The organism is Sorangium sp. So ce176, from assembly GCF_051519835.1.
Lineage (GTDB): Bacteria > Myxococcota_A > Polyangia > Polyangiales > Polyangiaceae > Sorangium > Sorangium cellulosum_G.
This window is the reverse complement of the sequence record NZ_CP150371.1, coordinates 8,039,699-8,065,405: the sequence shown is the minus strand read 5'-3', so window position 1 is coordinate 8,065,405 and position 25,707 is coordinate 8,039,699. Positions and strand designations below refer to the sequence as shown.

The window sequence follows — 25,707 nt, the reverse complement described above, 5'->3', positions numbered from 1 at the left end:
GCGGCGCTCCCCTCAGGGCGGCCGCCGCGCCGAGAGCGCGTAGACGAGCGGCAGGCGGCGCCCGAACCTCTTCATGCGGAACTGCCCCGGCGGACCTTCCTCCATGTCCGGGAAGATGTCGTAAGGCGACCAGTCGAGCTCGCGGAGCCGCTCCAGCGTGAGGCCCGCGTCGAGCAGCGCCGTCACCACCGTCCCGATCCCGTGGTTGAAGCCGACCTCCTGGAGCGACACGGGCGCGTCGCGGTCGGCGTACGTGCCCGTCTGCTCGGTGTGGATCGGCTCGCCCTGCCCGTCGTACGCATAGGCGACGCGCTCGAACGTGTCGTCGAAGATCCACACGACGGGGTGGAACTCGATGAGGTGCAGGACGCCCCCCGGCTTCAGGCACGCGGCGGCCGCGCGCGCCCAGCGCGCCATGTCCGGGAGCCACCCGAGGACGCCGTACGAGGTGAAGACGATATCGAACGTCTCCCCGCCGAGCGCCGCGGGGGCATCGTAGGTATTCGCCTCGACGAAGCGCGCGTCGAGCGAGAGCTCCTCGGCGAGCGCGCGCGCGGCCTTGATGGCCTCGTCGGAGAGGTCCAGCCCGGTGACGCGCGCGCCGAGGCGCGCCCAGGAGAGCGTGTCCTGCCCGAAGTGGCATTGCAGGTGCAAAAGCGTCTTGTCGCGCACGTCGCCGACCTGATCGAGCTCGATGGTCTTGAGCGAGCTCGCGCCGGCCCGGAACGAGGCCAGATCATAGAACTTCGAGGCCAGATGTACCCGGGTGCGCTCGTTCCACGCGGCGCGGTTCAGCGCGAACCAGTCGGCTTCGGCCATGCCGCCACCCTATCACGGCGCCCGCCGCGCTGTCTGCGCCAGCGCCGCCGCCCGCGCCCGGGGGCCGCGCGCCCCCGGGCTCATCACCTCATTCACCCGATCGCCGACTCAGCACGGCGGCGCTCACTGGGGGGCAGCCGCCTTCGGGTCGTATCCCAGGTTCGGCGACAGCCACCGTTCCACCTCCTCGACCGCCATCCCCTTGCGCTTGGCGTACTCCGCTACCTGATCCCTGCCGAGGCGCCCCACCATGAAATACCGCGCCTGCGGGTGCGCCAGGTAGATGCCGCTGACGCTCGCCGCCGGCATCATCGCGTGGGTCTCGGTCAGCTCGATGCCGACCGAGGGCGCGTCGAGCAGCGAGAACAGCTTGGGCTTCTCTGTGTGATCCGGGCACGCCGGATACCCGAACGCCGGCCGGATCCCGCGGTACTTCTCCTCGATGAGCTCCTCGTGGGTCAGCGCCTCTCCCGCGCCGTATCCCCAGTCCCTGCGCGCCCGCGCGTGGAGCAGCTCCGCGAACGCCTCCGCGAGCCGGTCCGCGAGCGCCTTCGCGATGATCGCGCTGTAGTCGTCCCTGTCCTTCTCGTACGCGCGCACCACCTCATCGAGCCCGAGCCCGGCCGTCGCCGCGAACGCCCCGACGTGATCGGCGAGCCCGCTCTCCCGCGGCGCCACGAAGTCGGCGAGCGACAGGTACGGCCGCTCGCCGCCCACGGCCTTCTCGCCGTCCTCCTCGGCGGCGCCCGCGCCGGCTGCCTTCACCTGCTGCTGGCGCAGCATGTTGAACCGGACGAGCTCGCGCGCGCGCGCCTCGTCCTCGTAGAGCACGATGTCCCGCTGCTCCCCGCTCGCCGGCCAGAAGCCGTAGACGCCCCGCGCTTGGATCATGGCGCCATCGATGATCCGCTGCAGCACCTTCTGCGCGTTGTCGAACAGCTCGCGCGCCGCCTCGCCGTACTGCGGGTGCTCCAGGATCTGCGGGAACGGCCCCCGGAGCTCCCAGGCGGTGAAGAAGAACGTCCAGTCGATGTACCTCGCGATCTCCGAGAGCGGGACGTCGTCCACCACGCGCCGCCCCGTGAACGCCGGCGTCGCGATGTCCTCGGGCCGCCACGCGATCTTGAGCCGCCCCTCGTCCGCCGCGGCGAGCGTCACCAGCGGCTTCGCCCGCTTCCTCGCGAAGAGCTCGCGCAGCTTGGCCTGCTCCGCCCGGTTCTGCGCGTCGAAGGTCTCCCGGTTCGCCTCGTCGAGCAGGCTCGACACGACGCCCACGGCCCGCGACGCGTCGAGCACGTGCACCACCGTGCCGCTGAACTCCGGCGCGATCTTCACGGCCGTGTGCTGCCGGCTCGTCGTCGCCCCGCCGATGAGCAGCGGCAGCCGGACGCCACGCCGCTCCATCTCGCGCGCCACGCTGACCATCTCGTCGAGCGACGGCGTGATGAGGCCGCTCAGCCCGATCATGTCGGCCTTCTCGCTCAGCGCGGTCTCCAGGATCCTGTCCTGGGGCACCATCACGCCGAGGTCGATCACCTCGTAGTTGTTGCACCCGAGCACCACGCCCACGATGTTCTTGCCGATGTCGTGGACGTCGCCCTTCACGGTCGCCATCACGACCTTCCCGTGCGACGACGAGGCGCCCGCGGCCCTCTCGGCCTCCATGAACGGCATGAGGTACGCGACCGCCCGCTTCATCACCCGGGCGCTCTTCACCACCTGCGGGAGGAACATCTTCCCGGCGCCGAACAGCTCGCCGACGATCTTCATCCCGTCCATCAGCGGCCCCTCGATGATGGAGAGCGGCTTGTCGTACTTCTTCCGCGCCTCCTCCACGTCCGCCTCGATGAAGTCGACGAGCCCCTTCACGAGCGCGTGCGACAGCCGCGCCTCGACCGGGCCCTCGCGCCAGGCGAGGTCGAGCTCCTTCTTCTTCCCCTTGCCCTTCACCTGCTCGGCGAACTCGACGAGCCGCTCGGTCGCGTCCGGGCGCCGGTTGAAGATGACGTCCTCGACCCGCTCGAGCAGGTCCTTCGGGATGTCCTCGTAGACCGCGAGCTGCCCCGCGTTCACGATGCCCATGTCCATGCCGGCGCGGATCGCGTGGTAGAGGAAGGCCGAGTGCATCGCCTCGCGGACGACGTTGTTCCCGCGGAACGAGAACGACAGGTTCGACACGCCGCCGCTCACGCGCGCCCCCGGGCAGGTCGCCTTGATGATCCGCGTCGCCTCGATGAAGTTCCTGGCAAACTCGTTGTGCTCCTCGATGCCTGTCGCGATCGCGAGGATGTTCGGGTCGAAGATGATGTCCTGCGCGTCGAAGCCGACCTCCTCGGTGAGGAGCTCGTAGGCGCGCTGGCAGATCGAGACCTTCCGCTCCACCGTCTCGGCCTGGCCGACCTCGTCGAACGCCATCACAACGACGCCCGCCCCGTAGCGCCGGACGGTGCGCGCCTTCTTGAGGAAGTCCTCCGGCCCCTCCTTGAGGCTGATCGAGTTGACGATCCCCTTGCCCTGGATGCACTTGAGCCCCGCCTCGATGACCGACCACTTCGAGCTGTCGACCATGATCGGGATGCGGGCGATCTCGGGCTCGGTGGCGATGAGGTTCAGGAACGTCGTCATCGCCTGCTCGGAGTCGAGCATGCCCTCGTCCATGTTGACGTCGAGGATGTTCGCCCCGCCGCGCACCTGATCGAGCGCCACCTCCAGCGCGGTCGTGAAGTCGCCCCTCTTGATGAGCTCCATGAACCGGGCCGAGCCCGTCACGTTCGTCCGCTCGCCGATCATCAGGAAGTTCGTGTCGGGCCGGATGACGAGCGTCTCCAGGCCGCTGAAGCGCCCGAAGCCGTCGCGCTCGGCGGGCACCTGCCGCGGCCTGAGCCTCGCCGTCGCCCGGGCGATCGCGCGGATGTGGTCCGGCGTCGTCCCGCAGCAGCCGCCGACGATGTTCACGAGCCCGCCCTCCGCGAACTCCGCGAGCAGCCGCGACGTTGTCTCCGGGAGCTCGTCGTACTCGCCGAACGCGTTGGGCAGGCCCGCGTTCGGGTAGCAGCTCACCCGCGCCCGCGCGAGCTTCGCGAGGTCCACGAGGTAGGGCCGCATGTCGCTCGCGCCGAGGGCGCAGTTGAGGCCCACGCTGAGCGGGCTCGCGTGCTCCACGCTCGTCCAGAACGCGTCGATCGTCTGGCCTGCGAGCGTCCTGCCGCTCCTGTCGGTGATCGTCACGCTGAGCATGATCGGCAGGCGCCGCCCCTTCTCCGCGAAGACCTCCTCGATCGCGACGAGGCACGCCTTCAGGTTGAGCGTGTCGAGGAACGTCTCGGCGAGGAGCACGTCGACCCCCCCGTCGACGAGCCCGCGCACCTGCTCGGCGAACGCCCGCGCCAGCTCGTCGAACGTGACAGCGCGGAACGACGGGTCGTTCACGCTCGGCGAGATCGAGAGCGTCTTCGGCGTCGGCCCGATCGACCCCGCCACGAAGCGCGGCTTGTCGTGCGTGCGCGCCGTCCACGCGTCGGCCGCCTTCCGCGCGATCTGCGCCGCGGTCAGGTTGATCTCGTAGGCGAGCGACTCCAGGCGGTAGTCGGCCTGGGCGATCGAGGTGCCGGTGAAGGTGTTCGTCTCGATGATGTCGGCGCCCGCCTCGAGGTACGCGCCGTGGATCTCGGCGATGACGTCCGGCCTCGTCAGCACGAGCAGATCGCTGTTGCCCTTGAGGTCGATCGCGTGGTCGCGGAAGCGCTCGCCGCGGTAGTCGGCCTCGCCCAGGCGGTAGCGCTGGATCATCGTGCCCATCGCCCCGTCGAGGCACAGGATCCGGGTGTCGAGGATCTCTTCGATGCGCGCGGGGCGTTCGCTTCCGTTCATGGCTCTGCTCGTCTCCTGTGCCTCTTGCCCGTGGGGGCTCCGGCCGCGGAGCCGCCGTCCTGCGGGGCGGGCTGCGCGATCCGGGTCCACCCCGGCGAGCGGCAAATATATCTCTCAATCCGGATGGTAGGATTGGAGACTGGCGGTCCCGCTCCCGCGCGTCAAGCACTGGCGTCGGCCGGGCAAGGGGCGGCTGCTCCACGCGGGGGCGAGCGGATCGGGCGGCCTCGTCGCGCCGGGCCGGTGGCCTGGCCGCGCCCGACCCGGGCCTTCGCCACGCCGGACCGCTGATCCGGGCCTTGCCGGACGCCGTGGCGGCTGAGGCACTGGCGGATATCGCTGGAGGTGCGTATCTTTGGCTAGCCCTGAGCACCCCACCCCAGGGCACGGCCGGCCGGGCTCACGCAGGGTCGACCTTCGACCCGCGGGGCGAGCGCCCTTCGGGAAAGAACCCGCCGTCCCCCGCCGGACAAAGCACGCAGAGGAGATTCAGGATGATCACGATCACAGAGAAGGCAGCCGAGAAGGTGATGGAGATCGCGACAGCGGAGGAGCTGCTGGGGCAGGGGTTGCGCTTGCGCGTCGTGGGAGGCGGATGCGCAGGCTTCTCGTACGACCTCTACTTCGAGGACAAGCCCACCGAGTTCGATGAGGAGTTCGAGGACCGTGGAATCAAGCTCTACATCGACCCGTTGAGCTTCCAGTACCTCGACGGGACCGAGATTGACTACGTGGAAGGCCTCCACGGCTCGGGCTTCAAGTTCAGCAACCCGACGGTGAAGAGCACCTGCGGTTGCGGCTCGTCGTTCTCCGTCTGATCCGGCTCGCTCCTCCCCGGAACCTCGCTTCCGTCCTGGCTCGCTCCGGCCCTCGCCGGAGCGGGTGACGTGAGATGCACACGGGCAGCCTGAGCGCTTCCGCCCGGAGCATCCAGACCTTCCCGACTCTCTGGCGCATCCTCTTTGCTTCCGTGCTCGCGCGGGCGAGCCGGAGCCGTCGTGCGCCAGGGGTTCGCGCCATGGTGCACAAGCTGCCCGCCCGGGGCGGCATGCCAACTGCATCGCAGCCTTGGTGGGCTGCTCCCTTCTGAATCTCGAACCAACCGCGCCGTCGGCAAGTGCCGGCGGAGCGATCAACGCGATCGAGGTCCGCCGCAAGGCGGCCTCGAGAGCAGGAGTCGAGGCCCGGCGCAGGCCGGCCTCATCAATCGAACCGGGGTCGTCGGACCTCGAAGGAAACCCTGTGCAAACGTCCCGAGATCAGGCCAGCGCGGTTTCGCGCTACATCACGCATGTTCGGCAGATCCCGGAGCTGTCGCGCGAGGAAGAGGTCGAGCTCGCTCGACGGTGGCGGGACCACGGCGACGAGCAGGCCGCGGCCGCGCTCGCGCTCGCGAACCTGAGGCATGTTGTCTCGATCGCGATCAGCTACCGGCGTTACGGAATCCCTCTCTCCGACCTCATCGCCGAGGGGAACTTCGGGATCGTCCATGCGATCCGCAAGTACGACCCCGATCGCGGAAATCGCTTCGTGACCTACGCGGCCTACTGGATCCGGGCGTACATCCTGAACCACGTCATCCACTCCTGGAGCCTGGTGGGCGTGGGCTCGGGCCCGCTCCGCTCGAAGATGTTCTTCCGGCTCCGCCGGGAGCGGGCACGTATCGCCGGCCTCGTCGGCGAGGGGGAGGAGGGCGATCGCCTGCTGGCCGAGAAGTTCGGCGCGCCCGCGGAGAAGGTGCTGGAGATGGCCCACCGGCTGGAAGCCCGGGACGTCTCGCTCGACACCAAGGTGTTCGAGGACGGCGCCCGGTCGCTTGTCGACACCCTGCCGGCGGACGACCAGGACCAGGAGGAGCGCTTCTCGCGCGCGGAGGAGGGGGCGCTGCTCCGCGAGCGGCTCACGCAGGCGGTGGAGAACCTCGACCCGCGCGAGCGGTACATCGTCGAGACCCGGATGATGGCGGACCCGGAGGAAGAGCTCTCGCTCGCCGAGATCGGGCGTCGCCTGGGCGTATCGCGCGAGCGGGCTCGGCAGCTCGAGGCGCGCGCCAAGAAGAAGCTGCGCGACCGGCTCCAGCCGCTGGCCGCGTAGCGCCTTGCCACACGTGAGCGCTCGTCGAGCACAAAAGCACGGAGCCCCGCCGGGGCGGGGCTCCGTGGTCGCAGGGGACGTAAGCCGAGTTCTGTTGCGCGGGGGGTCGCCCCCCTCGCGCCGGCGATCATTCCTCTAGGACGCGCGTCGCCGCGCGCCTCAAGCAGCCAACCCGGAGGCCTGGGGCGGGCAGCCCTTGCCGCGACGGCTGTCGCCGTCGTGGACGCCTCCCTACGCGGCCTTGCTCCAGGTGGGGTTTGCCGTGCCGCCCTTGTTGCCAAGGGCGCGGTGGGCTCTTACCCCGCCGTTTCACCCTTGCCGCGCGGCGCGCCGGCGGCGGCTCGGAGCGCTGCCCTTGCGGGCAGGGGGCTCCTCGCCCTCGCGAGGCGCGCGGCGCGGCGGTCTGTTCTCTGTGGCACTTTCCTCGAGATCGCTCTCACCGGGCGTTACCCGGCACCCTGCCCTGCGGAGCTCGGACTTTCCTCCCGCGCCCGGGTTTCCCCGGCCGCCGGCGATCGCCTGTCCCGCTGCGACGCGGCGAACATAGCGAAGCGCAGGCCGATCGCCAACACCTGCGCGTGGCGCCGGGGCCGGCGCTGCTGGAGCCGCTGGGCGGGCCTGGCGGTGCTCGGCGCCAGGGGGCGACGCTGGGCCCGCGGAGACGGCGGCCGGGTGGAGACATCCCGCCGGCCGCGCCGGCTCATTGCGCTGGACCGGTCGCTCTCTCTCGGGGCGTTCTGTGACATCTGGGGCAATTCGCCCGGCCACGCCCCGGGCGCGTCGCGAGGCGCCCCTGTCCGTCCTGGCGGATCCGCGCGACAGCGCTCCGCTCCTCGATGTCGGTGCTGCGCGTGATGCGCTCGATGGGAAGTCGAGCAGAACCAGAGCGCAAGATGGCGGCGCTGCTCCGGGAACTCGACATCACCGCGGAGGGGCACTCCTTCCCTCCGCGTCAGGCCGGCGTACCGACTTCGTGCCATACGCCGGGTCGGCTCATGTCACCTGGTAGGGGCGCAGACAGCCCCGCCGGATCCGACGGCGCGGTCCTCGACGCCCGGCGAGGGCGCGCCTCTGGCGTGGTGCGCTCTTCGCGTCAGGTACGGCGGAGCTTCTGCGCCATCTGGGCGCCCAGCTCGGCGGAGCGATTGGACGCGGCCTCGACAGCGTCGATGAGCGTGCGCCGGAGGCCGCCGGCCTCCAGCGTGTGGAGGCCGGCGATCGCCGTACCGCCGGGGCTCGTCACCATGTCCTTCAGGCGGCCGGGGTGCTCGCCTGTCTCGAGCTGGAGCTTGGCGGCGCCGTACACCGTCTGCGCCGCGAGCAGCAGCGCGGCGTCCCGGCCGAGGCCGACCTTCACGCCGCCGTCGGCGAGCGCCTCGATCATCAGCATGACGTAGGCGGGGCCGCTGCCCGAGAGGCCGGTCACCGCGTCGAGCAGCGACTCGTCGAGCACGACAACGCGGCCGACCGCCTGGAACAGGATCCGCGCGATCTCGACGTCGTCGCTCGTCGCGTGGCTCCCGGCCGCGATCGCCGTGGCGCCGGCGAGCGCGATGGCGGCGGTGTTCGGCATGCTGCGGATGACGCGCGCGCCTTGCGGCAGGCGCGCCTCGAGGGCGTCGATCGGCACGCCGGCCGCGATCGAGATGACGACGTCGTTGCCGCCGAGCCCCGCCGAGATGGGGGCGAGGATGCGATCGACGATCTGCGGCTTGACGGCGATGACCAGGACGTCAGCCCACCGGCAGAGCGCGTCGTTGTCCTCGGTTGTCTCGATGCCGTAGCGCTCGTGTAGAAACGCGAGCCGCTGGCCCTTGAGATCGCTCGCCCGGATCTGCCCCGCGCCCACGGCGCCCCCCTGGAGCAGGCCTCGGATGAGCGCCTCTGCCATGTTCCCACCGCCAAGAAACCCGATCTTGCGCTCTCGCAATCGGCCCTCGTCGCTCTGCATCGCTCGCCTCCAGGAGCGCGCACCCTAGCAGCCCTGCCGAGCCCGCGGCTCAAATCTCGACGGGCGCCGTCGCCGGCGGTCGCGCCGCCAGGGACGGCGCGCGGCGCCACCCGACCTTGTCAGCGGGCGGGTTGACGTTATTTCTGCGGCGGAATGAACGCCGTGCGTCCCCTGTTCGCCGACGCAAGTACGGGACCCCTTCGAATGCCCGACGGAGATTCCATGATTCAAGCGGTTTCCTCTCGCTCCCGCGCTTCGGTCCTCGCGCTGCTCTCGATGGCGGCGCTCTCGCTCGGCGGGTGCGGTCAACAGGCTCACGCCACGCCTCCCTCCACCCAGGCCGCGGCCGTCGCGGCGTCCGACGCGGCGCCGCCCGTGTCGACCGTCACGCTCCCGCCGGCGCCGGCGCCGGTGCCGGCCACCTTCGACGTCGCCGCGCTCTCCGAGCGGGTCAGGCCCATGGTCGTCAACATCACGACGACCCATGAGTCCTCGGGCCGCGAGGGGCTCGATCCCTTCGAGTTCTTCTTCGGCCCCCAGGGCGGCCGCGGCGCCCCGCGCGGCGGTCCGCGACCCACGCAGACCGCGCTCGGAACCGGCTTCATCATCGACCCGAGCGGCTACGTGGTGACGAACGAGCACGTCATTCACGAGGCGTCCGGCGTCCGCGTCCGGCTCGCCGACGAGCGGGAGTTCGAGGCCGAGGTCGTCGGCCGCGATCCCAAGCTCGACCTCGCGCTCCTGCGCCTGAAGGGGGCGAGCGGCTTGCCCGTGGCGCCGCTCGGGACGAGCGAGCAGCTCCGGGTCGGCGAGCACGTGCTCGCGGTCGGCAACCCGTTCGGGCTCGGCCACACGGTCACGCTCGGCATCGTGAGCGCGAAGGCGCGGGCGATCGGCGCGGGGCCCTACGACGACTTCATCCAGACCGACGCCTCGATCAACCCGGGCAACAGCGGCGGGCCGCTGTTCAACTGGCGGGGCGAGGTCGTGGGCATCAACACAGCGATCCGCGCGGGCGCGAACGGCATCGGGTTCGCGATCCCGATCGACGCGCTGAAGGACGTGCTCCCGCAGCTCCGCGAGAAGGGGTTCGTCGAGCGCGGCAAGCTCGGCCTGCTGTTCCAGCCCGTCACGCGCGACCTCGCCGCGGCGCTCAAGCTGGACTCGCCGCGGGGCGCCCTCGTCGCCGAGCTCGAGCCGGGCGGCGCCGCCGCGCGCGCCGGCATCAAGGCGGGCGACGTGATCGTCGAGGTCAACGGCGTCCCGATCGTCCACGCCGAGGAGCTGCGGCGCAACGTCGCGCGCAACGCGCCCGGCTCCGAGATCAAGGTGACCGTCGTGCGCGCCGAGAAGCGGCACGAGGTCGTGGCCAGGCTGGACGCGCTCCAGGACGAGGAGGGCGACGCGGCGAGCCGCCCGCGGCCGACGCAGGGCGCCCGGCCCGATCGACAGCAGAGCGCCGAGAAGCTCGGCATCCAGGTCTCCGACGCGGCCGGCGGCGGGGTGCGGGTCGACGGGTTCGCGCCGGGCATCAACGTGCAGGAGATCCAGGTGGGCGACGTGATCCTCGAGATCAACGGCGCCCCGGTCAAGGACGTGGCCGGCCTCCGCGCGGCCATCGCCAAGGTCAAGGACGGGTCGGTCGCGCTCCTCAAGGTGCGGCGCGGCAAGGTCGTCCAGTTCGCCGCCGTGCCCCTCCCCGCCCGCTGATCCAGCCCCCGCGCTGCGCCGCCGGTCCCGCGCGGCCGGCGCGCGCCGGCGCTCCCGCTTCAGCCCACGCCCCGCCGCCCGCCGGCGGCCTCCTCCGCGCCCTCGGCCGCGCGCGCCGCCTCGGCCGCGCGCGCCGCCTCCTCGAGCGCGCGCTTCTCCGCCTCCGTCTGCTTCACGCGCTCCTCGAGCACGTCGGCGCCGAGGTAGCGGAAGACGTAGACGCCGCCGACGAACATGCAGAGGAACAGGGCGAGCACCCGCCAGAGCACGACGTACGGCACCACGAACGCGCCCTGCACCCAGGGCGACATGAGCGCGTTCGAGCCGAGCTCGGCGACGCCGCTCGCGCCGGGCGTCGGGGTCATGTAGAGCGCGAAATTGAGCAGCGTCTGGACCAGGATCACCTGGAAGATCGGCGGGCCCACCGAGACGAAGGTCGAGGGTGAGGTCGGGATGCCGAGCCCGAGCAGGATGAAGTAGGCGACGGCGAACCGCGAGTAGAAGAAGCCGAACGTGAGCAGCAGCGCGGCGGCGTAGGCGCGCTTGCCCCGGCGCATGTAGATGCGGAAGCCCCGGTGGAACTCGTCCACGCTCCGCAGCAGGCGCGCTGTCGTGCTGCCGGGCGCGGCGAGCGCGGCGTCGGCGCGGGCGCGCAGCCGGGGCACGCGCCGGGCGACCAGCAGGACGGCGCGCAGGAGCCTTCCGAGCGGCACCGAGAGCGCGCGGACGATCGCCTTGAGGAGCGGCGGGTACGCCGCCGCGGCGATCAGCGCGACAAGCCCGGCGCCGAACATGACGACAGTGAACAGGAGCAGCCACTCGATCTGCTGGCCCCCCTGCAAGACCAGCATCCCGCCCTGCCGCAGCGCGAAGATGGCCACGGCGGAGAGCAGGAAGAAAAGGACCGTGCACGAGGCGGCGAGCAGCGAGGCCGTGGCCATGTCGACCAGCCGCATGCCGCCGTGCACGAGCACCGCGGCCTGCGAGGGCGCCGCGCCGGCCTGCCCGGGGGTCACGCCGGCGCAGAACATCAGCACGAACTCCGAGGTGATCGCCGTGCGGACGCGGAGCCCGGGCCAGAGCACGCGCCCGAGGACCCAGATCCTGAGCCCCCCGAACACGCCCTCCTGCAGCGCCAGCGCGGCGCCGACGAGCAGCCAGCCCGGCCGCACGTGCGCGAGCCCGGCGGCGAGGCTCGCCTGCTTGTCGTGGATCTCGCTGTAGAGCACGTACGCGAACGACGCGAGCGTCAGCGTGACGATGAGCTGGATGCCTCGGATCAGGGTGGCGCGGTTCATACACGGGCGCGCGGACGGGGTGACCGCAGCGCATGCCCCTATACCCCGCGGCGGCGCGCGTGACCGTAACGCCGGCAGCCCTCCGGAGCGAGACGCCCCCGGGGCGGCCCCGGCCGCAGGACGCGCGCGCGTCCTGCGGCCGAGTGCGAAGGTCGCTTCGCGGCGGCGCTCTCTCGCGATGCGTCGCTCCGATCCGGCGCGCAGCGCGGGCCGCTGTTCGTCGACGCGCAGCGCGGGGCCGCGCGCTTCCGCGCCTTTAGAGCCCGCGGCGAGGAGATGTCTATTGCGTCGCCGAGGAGGGCTCGCAATGCTGCGCGCCTCATGGCGACACGCAAGATCGCTATCAGCACCGGCGGAGGCGACGCGCCCGGGCTCAACGCTGTCATCCGTGCGGCCACGCTCGCCGCGCTCGAGCGCGGCTGGGAGGTCTGGGGCATCCGGCAGGGGTACCGCGGGTTGCTCGAGGACGCTCCGGACGGGCTCATCCGGCTCGATCGCGAGCGCGTCCGGGGCATCGCGCACCTCGGCGGCACCATCCTGGGCACCGCGAACCGCGGCGATCCGTTCCACTACCCGACGCCGGGCGAGCACGGGCTCGTGCCGCGGGATCGGTCCGACGACCTCGTACGGCGCTTCCGCGAGCGCGGGTTCGACGCGCTCATCTCGGTGGGCGGCGACGGCTCGATGCGCATCGCGTACGAGCTCCTCCAGCGCGGGTTGCCGCTCGTCGTCGGCGTGCCGAAGACGATCGACAACGACGTCTGCTGCACGGACGTCACGTTCGGCTTCGACACGGCCGTCTCCATCGCGACCGAGGCGCTCGATCGGCTCCACACCACGACCGAGGCGCACGAGCGGGTCATGGTCGTCGAGGTGATGGGGCGGCACGCGGGCTGGATCGCGCTCAACGCCGGGATCGCCGGCGGCGCCGACGCGATCCTGATCCCGGAGATCCCGTTCCGGTACGACGCGATCGCCGACAAGATCCGCCTCCGGGAGTCTCGCGGCCGGCGCTTCTCCATCGTGGTCGCGGCGGAGGGGGCGTGCTCCGAGGGCGGAGAGCTGACCATCAAGGACGCGGGCGACGCCTTCCGCCGCACCGCCGTCCTCGGGGGCGTGGCCGAGCGCGTGGCGAAGGAGCTCGCGGTCCGCACCGGCAAGGAGGCGCGCTCCATGGTGCTCGGCCACCTGCAGCGGGGCGGCGGGCCGACGACGGCGGACCGCTTGCTCGCGCTCCGCTTCGGCGCGGCGGCGACGCGCTTCCTCGTCGAGGGCTGCGGGAGCGGGATGGTCGCGCTGCGCGCGAACCGGATCGAGCTCGTCCCCCTCGCCGAGGTCGCCGGCAAGACGAAGACCGTGCCGCTCGACTCGGACTCGGTGGTCACGGCCCGCGAGATGGGCCTGTGCTTCGGCGACGAGCCGCCCGGCCACTTCGCCGAGCGGTGACCCTGCGAGCGCGCGAGTCCGCCGCCGCCTGCCCCCTCCCGGCAAGAACCACCTGGATCGTCCGGTATCGCACCTCGGGCGTGGGCCTCATCGCTCCTCGCGTCAGCGGCCGGACGGCCCGCGTCCAGCCTCGTGTTTGACACTCGTCGACGGGGGCCGATATCTTGGGTTCCCCCTCCGAACCCGCGCATACCCCCGGAACATGACGAAAGTCCTCGTATTTGAGAGCGATCCGGCGTTCGCCGGGGAGCTCCGCACGGAACTTGGCCGCCTCGGCTGCACCGTCCAGGTGGTCGACGACGGCAACGTCGGCCTGCAGGTCGCTGCGGCCGATCGCCCTGACCTCATCCTGCTGTCGATCGAGCTGCCGCGCATGAACGGCTTCTCGGTCTGCAACAAGCTCAAGAAGGACGCGCAGCTCAAGGACGTCCCGCTCGTCATCATGTCGAGCGAGTCGAGCGAGGAGACGTTCGAGCAGCACCGGAAGCTCAGGACCCGCGCGGAGGACTACATCCACAAGCCGATCGCGTTCGGCGAGCTCCTCGAGCACATCCGCAACTACGTCCCGCTCGAAGGGGACGACGCGGAGGCCGATCCGATCATGATCGACGAGGCCGAGGTGCTCGAGGCCGACATCGACGAGGACTCGGGGGACCCCACCATCATCACGGCGACCGTCGTCGCGAACGGCGCGCGCGCGAGCGCCGCGCCGCCGCCACGGCCGCCGTCCGCCGCGCCGCCACGGCCGTCGTCCGCCGCGCCGCCGCGGCCGCTGTCCGCCGCGCCGCCACGGCCGCTGTCCGCCGCGCCGCCGTCCGCTGCGCAGGATCCGCGCGTCCGGACGTCGAGCCCGCCGAGGCCTTCGCAGGGGACGGCCGCGCGATCGGAGCCCCGCAAGCAGGACGAGGACATCGAGGAGTTCATCGGCGGCGCCTTCACCCGGCTGATCCGCGACGAGGACGAGCAGCGAGGCGACGACGAGCGCACCAAGTCCAGGTCCTCGGTCGTGCCGTCGACGCGGACGCCGGTGTCCACCTCGACGCCCCTGCCCGCCTCGGTGCCTCCGCCCGTGAGCTCGTCGCCGGTCGCCGCGTACCGCGCGCCTGTCTCCGAGCGCGGGGCCGCGTACCGCGCGCCTGTCTCCGAGCGCGCCGCATACCGCGCGCCCGTCTCCGAGCGGGGGCCCGCGTCCCGCGCGCCCGTCTCCGAGCCCGGGCGGCTGACCCCTGCGCCGTCGGCGCCGCCATCGCCGCCGCGCTCGGACGTCGACGCGGGCGAGATCGAGCGCCTGCGCGCCGAGCTGGACCGGACGAAGGACGAGATCGTCCGCCTCACCAAGGAGGTGGCCGCCGCGCGCGCGACCTCGCTCCGCCTGGAGAACGAGCTCTCCTCGACGAGCGATGGCAGCCAGGAGGCGGCCCGCCTGCGGCGCGAGGTCGACGAGCTCAGGGCGAAGCTCGCGACCGGCGGCGCCGCCAGGCCCGGCGGCGTGTCGAGCCGCGAGTTCCTCGATCTGCGCGAGGCGCTGAACAAGAAGGACAAGGAGATCCTCGGCCTCCGCGATCAGATGTCCCGCAAGGACAAGGAGCTCCTCGAGCTCCGGGACCAGGCGCTGTCGCTCGAGCGCGAGAAGGCCGATCAGATCGACAAGATCCTGGAGCTCGAGCGCGCGAGCGAGGACCTCGACGGGCAGGTCGCGTCGCTCCGCGCCGACAAGGAGCTCGCCGCCAAGCGCGCCGACGACTTCAAGGCGCGCGCCGACAAGCTGCAGGCGCAGGTCGCCGCGCGCGACGCGGAGCTGTCGGCGGCGCGGCAGGCGCTGATGGCCGCGGAGTCGGCGCACACGGACGCGCTCCGCGCCGCGGCGGAGGAGAGGTCCCAGGCGATCGAGGCCGCGGAGGCGTCGGCGCAGCGCGAGATCGAGGAGCGCACGCAGGCCGAGCGCGAGCGCTTCGAGGAGGCGACAGCGGCGCACCGCGCGGAGATCGACAGGCTGAGCGCCGAGCACGCCGCCCGGTCCGAGCAGCAGGCGGCCGAGCACCGCGCCGCCGTCGACAGGCTCGCCGGCGAGCACGCCGCGGCGCTCGAGCGCCTGAGGGCCGAGTCTGCCGCGACGGCGGACGGGCTGAGGGCCGAGCACGCAGCGGCGATGGACACCCTGAAGGCCGAGCACGCCGCGACGGCGGACGGGCTGAGGGCCGAGCACGCCGCGGGGCTGGACGCCCTGAAGGCCGAGCACGCCGCGGGGCTGGACGCCCTGAAGGCCGAGCACGCCTCGGCGGCCGAGGCGGCGCAGCGCGAGCAGGAGGCCGCCCTCGAGGCGCTCCGGCGCGAGCACGCCGCCGAGGCGGGGCGGCGCGACCGGGAGCACGCCGCCGCGCTGGACGCGGCGCGGGCCGAGCACGCCGCCGCGGTCGAGCGGCTCCACGCGGAGCACGCGGCCGCGCTGCAGGGGGTGCGCGCCGAGCAGGTCGCCGCGATCGAGCGGCAGCACGCCGAGCACGCCGCCGCGACCGAGGCGCTGCGGGGCGAGCACGCCGCCGCGATCGAGGCGCTGCGGAACGAGCACGCGACAGCCGTCGAGGCGCTGCGCCGCGCGCACGCGGAGGAGATCGAGCGGCGCGATCGCGACCACGCGGGCGCGCTGGACGGCCTCCGGACCGAGCACGCGCGCGCCCTCGAAGCGCAGGCGGAGGAGCACGCGCGGGCCATCGAGCGGCAGGCCGCGGAGCACGCGGGGGCGGTCGAGCGCCAGGCGGAGGAGCACGCGCGGGCGCTCGAGGCCGCGCGCGAGGACTTCGCCTCGCGGCTCGCGGCCCGGGAGCGCGAGCTCATCGAGGAGCGGGAGCAGGCCGTGCGCGCCGCCGAGCAGGCCCACGCGGCGCGGGTGGCCGATCTCGAGGCGCGCGCCGCCGACCGGCAGGCCCAGCTCGAGGCGGCGCACGCGCAGGCGCTCGCCGACGCCCGCGGGGCGCATCAGGCCGAGCTCGCCGAGCGGGAGACCGCCTGGGCGGCGCAGCGGCACGAGCTCGACGAGATCGCCCGCGGGCTCTCGACCGAGCTCGGGCAGGCGCGCAACCAGGCGGCGCACCTCGAGGCGCGCGGGCACGAGCTCGAGCAGCACCTCGAGCAGCGCGCCAGCGAGCTCACCGCCCGCGGCGAGGAGCGCGATCGCCTGCTGGGCGAGCTCGCCGAGCGGGCGCGCGCGCTCGAGGCGATGCAAGGCCGGCTCACCGAGGCCGAGCAGCGCGAGAGCGAGCTCGGCGCGCAGCTCTCGCACCGCACCGAGGAGCGCGACGCCCTGAGGACCCACGGCGAGCAGCTCGCCGAGCAGCTCGCCGTCGAGCGCGCCCGCCTCCAGAAGGCGCGCTCCAGGTGGGGCGACGACCGCGTCTCGCTCGAGCGCGCGCGGGAGGCGCTCGCCGCGGCGCTGACCCAGATCGAGCAGGCCGAGGCGCTGTCGCTCGAGTGAGCCCGACAGCGCCGCCTGGAGGGCGGGGGGCGGTCAGCGCGAGAGCGCTGCCGCCCCGAACGCCTCCGGGAGGAGCGCCGCCAGCGAGGTGCTCCTCGGCGGCACGCCGGCGTCTCCGGGGGCGATGAGGCGGATCGGGAGATCCACGGCGAACTCGGCCAGCGTCTGCCGGCACATGCCGCACGGGCTGCCGAGCACGGGCCCGCTCGTGGCGACGGTGAGCGCGATCGGATCGCGCTCGCCGGCCGCGACCATCTGCACGATGGCCGAGCGCTCCGCGCAGATCGTGAGCCCGTACGAGGCGTTCTCGACGTTGCAGCCGGTGAACACGCGGCCGGAGCGCACGAGGATCGCCGCGCCCACCCGGTAGCCCGAGTACGGCGCGTGCGCCCGCTCGCGGACGGCGAGGGCCGCCTGGCCGAGCGCATCCCAGTCGATCGCCGGCGCCGCGTCGGCCGCGTCGGGCGCCTCGCCGGCGTCTTGCGGGCCGCGGCTCACGACACCGCGCTCCCGGCCGCGACCTCGGCGCCCACGCGGCGCACCCACGCCGAGAGCAGCGCCGTGAACCGGGTGCGCGCCTGCCTGGCGGTCTCCTCGACCTCCCTGTGGTCGAGCTCCCGCTGGGTCAGCCCCGCCGCGAGGTTCGTGACGCACGAGACGGCCGCGGCGGGCACGCCCATGTGCCTGAGCGCGATGATCTCCGGGACCGTGCTCATCCCGACCGCGTCGGCCCCGAGCGTGCGCAGCATCCGGATCTCCGCGGGCGTCTCGTACGTCGGCCCGAGCAGCCCGGCGTAGATCCCCTCGCGCAGGGGGACGCCGGCCTCGCGCGCCGCCGCCCGCGCGAGCTCGAGCAGCCTGGGATCGTGCGCGTAGGTCATGTCGGGGAAGCGCTTGCCGAGCGCGTCGTCGTTCGGCCCGACGAGCGGGTTCGTCCCCATCAGGTTCAGGTGGTCGACGATCAGCATGAGGTCGCCGGCGGCGAAGCCTTGGTTGATGCCGCCGGCCGCGTTGGTCAGGAGCACGGCGCGGCAGCCGAGGCGCGCGAGCACGCGCACGCCGAACACGACCTTCGCGGGCAGGTGCCCCTCGTAGAGGTGCGCGCGCCCCTGCAGGCAGGCGACGGGCACGTCGCCGACGCGGCCGGCGCACAGGAAGCCCGCGTGCCCCGCGACCGCGGGCCGCGGCATGCCGGGGATCGCCGCGTAGGGCACCTTGACCAGATCGGAGAGCTCGTCGCCCCAGCCCCCGAGCCCTGATCCCAGCACCACACCGACGCTTGGAAGCGCCGGAATTTGTTGACGAATGACGCGAGCGGCCTCGTCGAGCTCGGGAAGGATGGTCACCGCGACAAGCTACCCCAGGGCGACGCGGGGGGTAAACGTCGCAGATGCACGGCAGGGGCGCCCGTGATAGGGTCGCCGCCCTTTCGGGGCAAGTGACGACGATGGGCACCAAGATCGAAGATTTCTTGAAGGATAAGAAGATCGACCCCCGCCGCATCCTGGCGGCGTCGGTCAAGATTGAGCGGCTGCAGCCCGAGGATCGGGCGATCCGCTTGACCAAGCGGCTGGCGCGCGGCAGCGAGGACGCCGCGAAGAAGAAGGAGGCCGCCAGCACCAAGAAGCCGCGCAGCGGCCGTCCGGTCACCGACCGCACGCTCAGCGCCGCGCTTCACGGCAAGCCGATCAGCGGCCCCGCGAAGACGCGCCTGCTGCGCGCGGTCAACAAGATCCTCGAGCAGAAGAAGCAGGAGAAGGTCGAGCTGTCGGCGCTCTTCGACCTGCCGAAGAAGGGTGGCGCTGCGGCCGAGGGCGCCGAGGCCGCGGGCTGAGCCGACCGGACGATCCGGACGGCACTCGAGCTCCCTGATCCCCGGCTCGAGCGCGCGCTGGCCTGAGGCCGGAGCGGGCTCGAGCCGGGTATTTTTTTCCTGTCGGAGCTGAAGACGGCCGCTACACGCGCTCCCGGCGGCGCGAGCCCAGCTCGAGCAGATCGGCGGCGACGAGGGCCACGGTCAGCGACACGGCGATGAAGATCATGCGCTGAAGGTCGCGCCGATGTGCCTCGAGGAACAACTTTTGTGCGTTCCCGGGCGCCGCGGCCGCCCTGGGCTCGCTCCGGGGCGGCGAGCGTTCGCGCGGCGCCGCATGAATGATCCGGCTGCCCGGCGCACCAGACGCCTTTGTGCAACCCGTGGCGATCGAGACAGGGGCGTTGTGGGCGCACCTCTCGCGGTCGTTCTTTCCGTTCTCCGGCGGGGCGCCGGACGGCCGTGGCGGCGATCTGCCCGGGCAAGCTGCCGAGGCGGTCCGGGTGGCCCTCGACGCCGTGTTCGCGGGTGACGACCTCCTGCGCCGCCCGGCGCTGGCCGTCCTGCCATCGAGCTCCATGAGCGCCGAGCGGGCGGATAGGCTTCCGCCCGTGACCGAGCCCGACGACGTGGGCGAGTGGATCCGCCGGTTCCAGCGCGGCGATCCGAAGGCCTTCTCCGAGATCTTCCGCCGTTACCGCCGCGACGTCGCGCGGCTCGTCTTCAGGATGCTCGGCCCGAACGCCGACGCCGAGGACGTGATCCAGGAGGTGTTCATCCAGGTGCACAGGAGCCTGGGCGACTTCCGGGGGCAATCGAAGTTCACGACGTGGCTCCACCGGGTGACGGTCAACGCCGTGCTGATGGCCCGGCGCGCGGCGCGCAGCCGGCCGGTGTTCGTCGGCGAGCAGAACGCGGATCACGAGGTCGACCGCGGCATGCTCCCGGACGAGGACGCCGCGCGCGCCCGCAGGATCGACGCCTTCCGGAGGGTGCTGGAGCGCCTGCCCGAGAAGAAGCGGGTCGTCTACGTCCTGCACGAGCTCGAGGGCATCGCGCCGACCGAGATCGCGGAGATCGTCGGCGCGCCGGTCCTGACGGTCCGGACGCGCCTGTTCTATGCGCGCCGAGAGATCGAGGAGATGATGCGCGGTGAGCCGGCGCTCGCCCAGCTCGCCGCCGAGCTGGCGGAGGGCGGCGCGGGGAAGGCGGACGGCGCCGGCGCGGAGGGGACGCGCGCGCGGGGTTCTGTGGGGGGCGGTGCTGCGGCGTTCCCCGCGGCGGATCGAGCGGCTGTCGATACGGAGGACATGTGAGCGGCGCAAAGCAGTACGAACGAGCACGCGAGCACATGGAGCAGCTGCTCCGCGCCGAGGAGCCTCCGGAGCCGCGCTGGGACGCGATCGAGCGCGAGCTGTTCGCGCGGCTCGAGAAGCCCGCGCCCGTCCGCCGCGCCCCGGCGCGCGAGCGCCCGCCGCTCGGCCGCGCGCTCGGGTTCGCCGCGGCCGCGGCGGCCATCGCGTTCGCGATCCTGGCGGCCGGGCGCTCTGCCCCGCCTGTCGCGGTGACGTCGGCGCCGCCGCGCGCCCGCGATCTCGCGGAGATCCCGCGGGCCCCCGGCGCGGCCGACGATCTGGACTTCCGCGCGCTCCGGCCCGGCGACTCCATCGAGACCGCCGCCTACGCTGTCTCCTTCGCCGATGTCGGCTCGGTGCGCTGGACGCTGCTGCCGAACAGCCGCGCCGTGGTGCGCGCCGTCGGGGCGGCGGGGATCGGCCATGTGGTCGCGCTCGAGCGGGGCTCGGTGCGCGCCGACGTCGCGACGCGCGCGCCCGAGGAGGGGCTGGTCGAGGCGTTCGCCGTCGAGGTGGACGGCACCCGCGTCGCGGTGCACGGCACGCTGTTCACGGTGACCCGCCTGGACGGGCGCGTGGAGGTCGACGTGGAGCACGGCACCGTCGCGGTCGGCCCGGCGGCGTACCGCGGCGCGACAACCGCGCACCTCCTCGTCGGCCCGTCCCGCGGCACCTTCTCGCTCGACGGCGGCCGGGACGCCCGCCTGCTCCAGCGCCTCGCGGCGCAGGACAGCGCCCCCGCCGTCGCGCCCCCCGCGCCGGCGCCTCCGCCGGCTCCACCCCCACCGGCGACCGCCGCCGCGCGTCCGCCGAGCGGCGCTGCGGCGGTCGCGGCCGCCGCCGCGCACGAGGAGGATCCCGCCGCGCCCGCCGGCTCCTCGGTCGCCGAGCCGGTCGCCGAGCCGATGGCATCGCCGCCCGCCGAGCCGGCGACGAGCGCCGAGGCGCCCGCTTCGGAGTCGGCCGCGGTGGAGCCGGTCCCCGAGGCGCAGCCGGCGTCCGCTCCGCCCGCGCTCACGCCCGCCTCCGTGCAGTCCGCCCTGTCGAGCTGTTTCGCGCGCGAGACAGCGGGGGGATCGTCCTTGATCCGCAGGTCGATCGTGTCGACCCTGCGCATCTCCGTGCGCCCCGACGGCAGCGTCGCCGGCGTGCGCTTCGACCCTCCGCTCCGGCCTGCGCTGCAGGCTTGCGCGGAGGGCCTCTACCGGGGGCGCTTCGAGGGCGGCCCGCGGCAGATCGAGGTCCCGCTGACCATCGAGGACTGAGCGCGGCCTCGTCGAGGCGCGGCGCGCCGCGCGTCGGCGCGCCCCGATCAGCGCGAGCCGAGGAGCTCCGTGAGCGCGTAGGTCTCCCGCGCGCCCATGACCCCGAACTGCACCCCCATGCCCTCGGGGGTGGTCCACCGCACGATCGATGGGATCACGGCAGGCTGCTTCAGGCCCGACAGGGACAGCAGCACCTCGATGTTCGCCCCGAAGGGAGCCGGCGAGGGGGTCTCGATGAACATCCCTCCGAGGCTGATGTCGCGGCATCTCCCATCGACGCGCGGACCGTCGCCCATCCGGAATGCGATCGAGAGCTCGACGGGCTTGCGCGGGTGCTTTCGGTGATCTTGCACATTCGTCCTTGGCCGGCTGCGCGGCGCTTCACGTGGCGCGCGTGGGGTATTCTGAAGCGCAGAGGAGACGATCAATGTCGCGAGCCGAGAGCGTCGCTGTCAAGCGCCGGGAGCCGCGCGCGGCTCGATGGAGCCGCGCGCGCCATCGCGCACCCGCGCGCACCGACGCGGGCCCGCGCCGCGGCTGGAAGCGGCACCTGGAGGGCTGGGAGCCGGGGCTCGTGGCCGTCTTCATCGCGGGCGCCGCGGTGACCCTCGCGGTGCCGCGCGCGGTCGAGCCCGCCGAGCTGCCGCTCCCGCTCGTCGACGCGCGGGCGATCACGCGCGCGCGCGATGCGGACGTCACCCGCGCCCGCGAGGCCGAGCAGCTCGGGCTCGACGCGGAGGTGCGCGAGCTCGGCTCCGCGATCCGCGCGTTCGGGGTGGTGGACGCCGACGCGGATCACACCGAGGCCGAGCTCCTCGCCGCGCGCAAGCGCGTGCTCGACGCCGTGGGCCCCGCGCTCGCTCAAGGGGACGAGGCGGTGCTCCGGCTGCGCGCCTACCAGATGAGCTCGTTCATCCGCGAGGTGCGCCGCTTCGAGGCGACCGGCGAGGAGTCCGACGAGCTCCGCGATCTCGGCGGCAACTTCCTCGGGCTGCTCCGCCGCAGCGGGTGGCTCGGGCGAGCGACGGCGAGGCCGCGCGGCGAGGCGCGCCGCGTCGCCATGGATGGCACCGTGCTCGGGGTGCTCTTCAAGAAGCGCTGGGGCGCGATCGTGGGCGTCCAGCGAGCTCCCTTCGGCGTCTCGCTCGACGAGGAGCGCGCCCTGTTCAGGTTCCTGCTCTCGCACCCCGTCGGCGCCGCGAGGGGCGCGCAGGACCTCGCGGCTCCTCCCGCCGAGCAGACGGCGGCGCGCCTCGAGCCGGCGGGCGAGCCGGCGCCGCGCTCGCCCGCGGCGGCGCTCCGCGCGGCCGACGCGCAGCGCGCGGAGGAGCAGTACCGCCTGAAGAAGATCGACGAGCTCGCCGCGCTCGATCCGTCCTATCCGCGGCACCTCGCCCGCGGCGTGGCGCTCTACCGGCTGCGGAAGTTCGCGCAGTCGGCGGAGGCGTTCCGCAGCCACCTGGAACAGCACCCCGACGGGGCGCACACGCTGCGCGCCCAGAACTACCTGCGCGCGGCGGTCGAGCGCGCGCGCGAAGAGCAGCTCTAGCGCCGGCAGCGACGTCGAGGCGCGGCGCGCCGGCCGCTACGGGCCCCTGCGCATCCCGCCGGGGCGGTGGGGGCGCCCGCTGATCCCCTTGGCGGGGTTGCCCTGCCCGCCGCGCCCCCGGCGCGTCTCCATCTCGTGCATGATCCCCTGCATCGCCGAGGGCTGCAGGAAGCGGCGCGCGGCCGGGAAGACCTCCTGCTCCTCGCAGGCCACGTGGCGCTGGTACGCCGCGCGCAGATCGTCGATGAGCTGGGGGAGCACCTCGGCCGCCTCGGCGCCGCCGTCCCGCTCGATCGCGGCGCGCAGCGCGTTGATCGCGCGCTGATGCGCCTTGTGCTCCTGCCGGAGGCGCTCCAGCGTCGGCGCGATGGCCTCGAGCACCGCGAGCCGCGGGAAGAGCGATCGCTCCTCGTCCTCCTGGTGCCGGCTCATCGATCGCTCGAAGTAGGCGACGACGCCGGAGAGCCCCTCGAGCGCGGCGGCGCGCCCCCGAGCATCGCCGAGCGCGCGCGCGGCGCGCGCGAGGTCGTTCAGGTTCTCTTCCAGGCTCCGGTGAGCGGCGGCGAGCTTCTCGAGCGGATCGTTCCGGTCATCGAGCATCCAGCGATCATCGAACAAGAACGCGTGGGCGTGGGAACTTTTCTTTCCCGGACAGGCCCCCGCGACGCTGCTCGCCGGCGCTGATCATCCGACCTCTCGCCACCCGCCCAGCGCGGGGGACGACATCGCACCTCACGCTCCGCACGTCAGGCGCGCCGTCGGGGAGCGGCGACGCGCCGGGCTAGGGCAGGCTCGCGTTGCGGGGCACGTCGAGGTGCAGCTCGGGGGCCAGCATCTCGCGCGCGAGGTGCACCTCGAGCAGGTCGATGACGGGGCTCTTCGACACCGCCCGGAGCCGCTCGTCCGCGCTCGCGTCGCCAGCCGCCTTCCTGGCCATGGCGGTATAAAATTGCGCCTCCACGCGCTGCGCCGCGCTCTGGGCCAGCTTGCCGAGATCGGCGTCGCTGATCCGGCCGTTCGCCCACGAGGCGAGCTTCCCTGTCCACGAAGGGCGGCCCACAGAGCCCTCGAGCGCGCGGCCCGCGGTGCCGTCGGTCGCGGCGCCGAGGGTCCGCTCCAGCAGCAGGACCCACAGCCCGCCGTAGACGAGATCCTCCTCGCCGACGTTCTCGTCGAGGCCGCGCTTCAGCGCGCGCCGCGCGGCGGGGAGGTCGCGCCGGACGAGCGCGCGCCCCACGGCGTCGAGCATGGTGGCGCCGAGCTGCGGCGGCTCGGCGGCGACCAGCGCGAACGCCCGCTCGTAGGCCCGGACAGCGCCCTTCTCGTCGCCGTAGCCGTCGAGGGTGCGCCCGAGCAGCCGCTCCACGCGCGCCTTCGCGCCGGGATCGCGCGCGCGCTGCCGGGCGTCGAGCGCGGCGGTGAGCGCCGCGTCGAGCGACTCCTTGGCCCGGTCCTGCGTGCCCGCGTCGCGGTGGAGCTCGAAGGCGAGCAGGTGCGCCTGGATCACCTCGAGCGGCGAGGTGCGCGCGTCCGGCGCGCCCAGCGCCCGCCGCACGTCCTCCAGCGCGGCCTGGGGCTCGCCCGCCTGCCGCTCGGCCATCGCGAGCACCGTGAGGCCGTTGACGGTCGGCTCGGCCGCCGTCGCCGCGCGGAACAGCGGCAGCGCGGCGGCGAGGTTGCCGGCGCGCAGCTCGAGCGACGCCATGAGCGACCGGACGCGCGCGCCCGACGGATCGAGGGCGGCGCCGCCGCGCGCCGCCCGGTCGGCGAGCACGAGCAGCGGCGCCGCGGCGTTGTAGGTGCGCCGGGCGGCCTCGAAGTCGTCGCTCGACGCCTCCACGGAGAGCGCGCTCAGCACGAGCCCCAGCGCGGATCCGAGCGCGCCGGGGCTCGGCCGATCGCCGAGCGCGCTGGCGACGACGAGCGGCGTCGCCTCGGACATGCCGAGGCGGATCATCACCTGCGAGAGGAGCGTGGCGCTGTCGTAGCTCAGCGGATCGCGGCGGTACGCCTCGAGGGCCGTGCCCCAGATCGCCCCGTCGAGCAGGTCCTGCGCGATCCCTGTCTCGGCGTCGCGCTCCTGCGTGTCGTGGTGCGCGAAGGCCCCGGCGAGCGCCTGCCACGAGGCCGCGTCGTCGTCTGTCGCGGCGGCCTTGAGCCGCTCGTACAGGCCGGGCGGGATCACCCGGCGCGCGCTCGTGCGGTCGATCTGCTCGATCGCGCCCTTCGCGTCCCCGTAGCGGAGGAACAGCGCGGCCATGCTCGCGCCGCCCGACTCCAGCGCGCGCGCGGCCTCGACCGCCTCCTCGCGCTCCGGCCGCTTCCCCCCTTGCCGGTACTCGATGTTGAACTCGATCGCCCTGTCGATCCACGCCGCCGTGGCGGCGGCGGCGCGCTGGACCGACTCCGGGCGGCTGTCGATGAGGGCGCGCGCGACCGACGCGCGCTGCTCCATACCGAGCTGCTCGAGCGGCCCGCCGGTGCGCGTGTCCTTCATCCAGCGCTCGAGCGCGGCGAGGTGCTCGTCGACCTCGGCGCGGGCCCGGCTGCCGCTCGGCAGCGCGGCGGCGCGGAGCTCCATCAGCGCGCGCACCCGGCCCTCGTCGCCGCGCGGGCTCAGCCGCTCGATCGCGGCGGAGAGGGCGCGCTCGCCCACGGCGTCGATCATCTCGGCGCGGCCCTCGCCGGGGCGGACGAGGTAGAGTGCGCCGAGCACGCTGTCGATGCCCCGCTCCTGCTGTCCGGCGTGGAAGCGCGCCGCGGCGTGCGCGAGCTGCCGGCGGACGACGCCGATGAGCAGGCCCGTGCGCTGCGGGCTCGGCTTGCCGTCGCGCACGATCGTGTAGAGGCTGCCGGAGAAGTCGGCGTCGCGGACCTCGACCGCCGCGGCGCGGCCCTCGGCGCCCGGCGGTCCCTTCGCCCCTGGCGAGCCAGAGGCCCCGCAGGCGATGGGGGAGAGCGCGAGGGCGAGCGCGGCGAGACCCCGGGCGAGACGGCGCCGGGGGAGCAGGGTCGGCAGCGACATTGCGGGGCAGTGTACACGGGCGACGCGTGAGCGCACCCCC

General features: G+C 73.4%; 19 protein-coding genes and 1 other RNA gene. 9 read left to right on the top strand and 11 right to left on the bottom strand.

Annotated elements, in window-relative coordinates; genetic code table 11:
* Positions 1-12: 12 nt before the first annotated feature.
* Positions 13-819, bottom strand: coding sequence for a class I SAM-dependent methyltransferase (locus WMF42_RS30275; protein ID WP_437686294.1), 807 nt, complete (start codon positions 817-819; stop codon positions 13-15).
* Between the two features lie 123 nt (positions 820-942).
* Complete coding sequence (gene metH / locus WMF42_RS30270; RefSeq protein ID WP_437686293.1) at positions 943-4,689, bottom strand: methionine synthase; 3,747 nt, start codon at positions 4,687-4,689, stop codon at positions 943-945.
* A 494-nt stretch (positions 4,690-5,183) separates the two neighbouring features.
* Between metH and erpA the strand changes: the two genes are divergently transcribed.
* Both erpA and WMF42_RS30260 read left to right on the top strand, forming a co-directional pair.
* Positions 5,184-5,507 (top strand): iron-sulfur cluster insertion protein ErpA, encoded by a 324-nt coding sequence (gene erpA / locus WMF42_RS30265; protein WP_061609351.1) that lies wholly within the window; start codon positions 5,184-5,186, stop codon positions 5,505-5,507.
* A 424-nt stretch (positions 5,508-5,931) separates the two neighbouring features.
* A complete protein-coding gene (locus tag WMF42_RS30260; protein WP_061609350.1) occupies positions 5,932-6,783 on the top strand; it encodes a sigma-70 family RNA polymerase sigma factor in 852 nt (283 codons plus the stop codon).
* Between the two features lie 66 nt (positions 6,784-6,849).
* Here WMF42_RS30260 and rnpB read toward each other — a convergent pair.
* Both rnpB and proC read right to left on the bottom strand, forming a co-directional pair.
* Positions 6,850-7,314: RNase P RNA component class A (gene rnpB, locus WMF42_RS30255), an RNA gene on the bottom strand.
* Positions 7,315-7,876: 562 nt separating this feature from the next.
* Positions 7,877-8,734, bottom strand: coding sequence for a pyrroline-5-carboxylate reductase (gene proC, locus WMF42_RS30250; protein WP_061609349.1), 858 nt, complete (start codon positions 8,732-8,734; stop codon positions 7,877-7,879).
* A 222-nt stretch (positions 8,735-8,956) separates the two neighbouring features.
* Between proC and WMF42_RS30245 the strand changes: the two genes are divergently transcribed.
* Complete coding sequence (locus tag WMF42_RS30245; RefSeq protein ID WP_437686292.1) at positions 8,957-10,444, top strand: Do family serine endopeptidase; 1,488 nt, start codon at positions 8,957-8,959, stop codon at positions 10,442-10,444.
* Positions 10,445-10,503: 59 nt separating this feature from the next.
* Here the strand turns inward: WMF42_RS30245 and WMF42_RS30240 are convergent, their stop codons facing one another.
* A complete protein-coding gene (locus WMF42_RS30240) occupies positions 10,504-11,742 on the bottom strand; it encodes a lysylphosphatidylglycerol synthase transmembrane domain-containing protein (protein ID WP_437686291.1) in 1,239 nt (412 codons plus the stop codon).
* Between the two features lie 321 nt (positions 11,743-12,063).
* Between WMF42_RS30240 and WMF42_RS30235 the strand changes: the two genes are divergently transcribed.
* Both WMF42_RS30235 and WMF42_RS30230 read left to right on the top strand, forming a co-directional pair.
* A complete protein-coding gene (locus WMF42_RS30235; RefSeq protein ID WP_061612531.1) occupies positions 12,064-13,188 on the top strand; it encodes a 6-phosphofructokinase in 1,125 nt (374 codons plus the stop codon).
* A 202-nt stretch (positions 13,189-13,390) separates the two neighbouring features.
* Positions 13,391-16,660: a response regulator gene (locus tag WMF42_RS30230; RefSeq protein WP_437686290.1), complete on the top strand. Its 3,270-nt coding sequence runs from the start codon at positions 13,391-13,393 to the stop codon at positions 16,658-16,660.
* A 33-nt stretch (positions 16,661-16,693) separates the two neighbouring features.
* Here WMF42_RS30230 and WMF42_RS30225 read toward each other — a convergent pair whose 3' ends face one another.
* Both WMF42_RS30225 and WMF42_RS30220 read right to left on the bottom strand, forming a co-directional pair.
* The gene (locus WMF42_RS30225) at positions 16,694-17,158 is read right to left on the bottom strand and encodes a cytidine deaminase (protein WP_437686289.1); all 465 of its coding nucleotides are present in this window, start codon (positions 17,156-17,158) and stop codon (positions 16,694-16,696) included.
* Positions 17,155-18,006 carry a purine-nucleoside phosphorylase gene (locus tag WMF42_RS30220; RefSeq protein WP_437686288.1) on the bottom strand — a complete coding sequence of 284 codons (852 nt, stop codon included), beginning with the start codon at positions 18,004-18,006 and terminating at the stop codon, positions 17,155-17,157. The genes WMF42_RS30225 and WMF42_RS30220 overlap by 4 nt, the downstream gene beginning before the upstream one ends.
* A gap of 101 nt (positions 18,007-18,107) precedes the next feature.
* Here WMF42_RS30220 and WMF42_RS30215 point away from each other — a divergent pair, with 101 nt between their 5' ends.
* Positions 18,108-18,494: a hypothetical protein gene (locus WMF42_RS30215; RefSeq protein WP_437686287.1), complete on the top strand. Its 387-nt coding sequence runs from the start codon at positions 18,108-18,110 to the stop codon at positions 18,492-18,494.
* A gap of 121 nt (positions 18,495-18,615) precedes the next feature.
* Here the strand turns inward: WMF42_RS30215 and WMF42_RS30210 are convergent, their stop codons facing one another.
* On the bottom strand, positions 18,616-18,738 hold the full coding sequence (locus WMF42_RS30210) for a hypothetical protein (protein ID WP_437686286.1): 123 nt from the start codon (positions 18,736-18,738) through the stop codon (positions 18,616-18,618).
* Between the two features lie 118 nt (positions 18,739-18,856).
* Between WMF42_RS30210 and WMF42_RS30205 the strand changes: the two genes are divergently transcribed.
* Both WMF42_RS30205 and WMF42_RS30200 read left to right on the top strand, forming a co-directional pair.
* Positions 18,857-19,789, top strand: coding sequence for an RNA polymerase sigma factor (locus WMF42_RS30205; protein ID WP_233562067.1), 933 nt, complete (start codon positions 18,857-18,859; stop codon positions 19,787-19,789).
* Positions 19,786-21,093: a FecR family protein gene (locus tag WMF42_RS30200; RefSeq protein ID WP_437686285.1), complete on the top strand. Its 1,308-nt coding sequence runs from the start codon at positions 19,786-19,788 to the stop codon at positions 21,091-21,093. The genes WMF42_RS30205 and WMF42_RS30200 overlap by 4 nt, the downstream gene beginning before the upstream one ends.
* A 47-nt stretch (positions 21,094-21,140) precedes the next feature.
* On the opposite strand, the gene WMF42_RS30195 is transcribed toward WMF42_RS30200, so the two are convergent.
* Complete coding sequence (locus tag WMF42_RS30195; RefSeq protein ID WP_061612983.1) at positions 21,141-21,446, bottom strand: PilZ domain-containing protein; 306 nt, start codon at positions 21,444-21,446, stop codon at positions 21,141-21,143.
* A 74-nt stretch (positions 21,447-21,520) separates the two neighbouring features.
* Between WMF42_RS30195 and WMF42_RS30190 the strand changes: the two genes are divergently transcribed.
* Positions 21,521-22,642 carry a hypothetical protein gene (locus tag WMF42_RS30190; RefSeq protein WP_437686284.1) on the top strand — a complete coding sequence of 374 codons (1,122 nt, stop codon included), beginning with the start codon at positions 21,521-21,523 and terminating at the stop codon, positions 22,640-22,642.
* 36 nt (positions 22,643-22,678) lie between these two features.
* On the opposite strand, the gene WMF42_RS30185 is transcribed toward WMF42_RS30190, so the two are convergent.
* Complete coding sequence (locus WMF42_RS30185; protein ID WP_061612985.1) at positions 22,679-23,242, bottom strand: hemerythrin domain-containing protein; 564 nt, start codon at positions 23,240-23,242, stop codon at positions 22,679-22,681.
* 181 nt (positions 23,243-23,423) lie between these two features.
* The gene (locus tag WMF42_RS30180) at positions 23,424-25,667 is read right to left on the bottom strand and encodes a hypothetical protein (protein ID WP_437686283.1); all 2,244 of its coding nucleotides are present in this window, start codon (positions 25,665-25,667) and stop codon (positions 23,424-23,426) included.
* Positions 25,668-25,707: the final 40 nt, after the last annotated feature.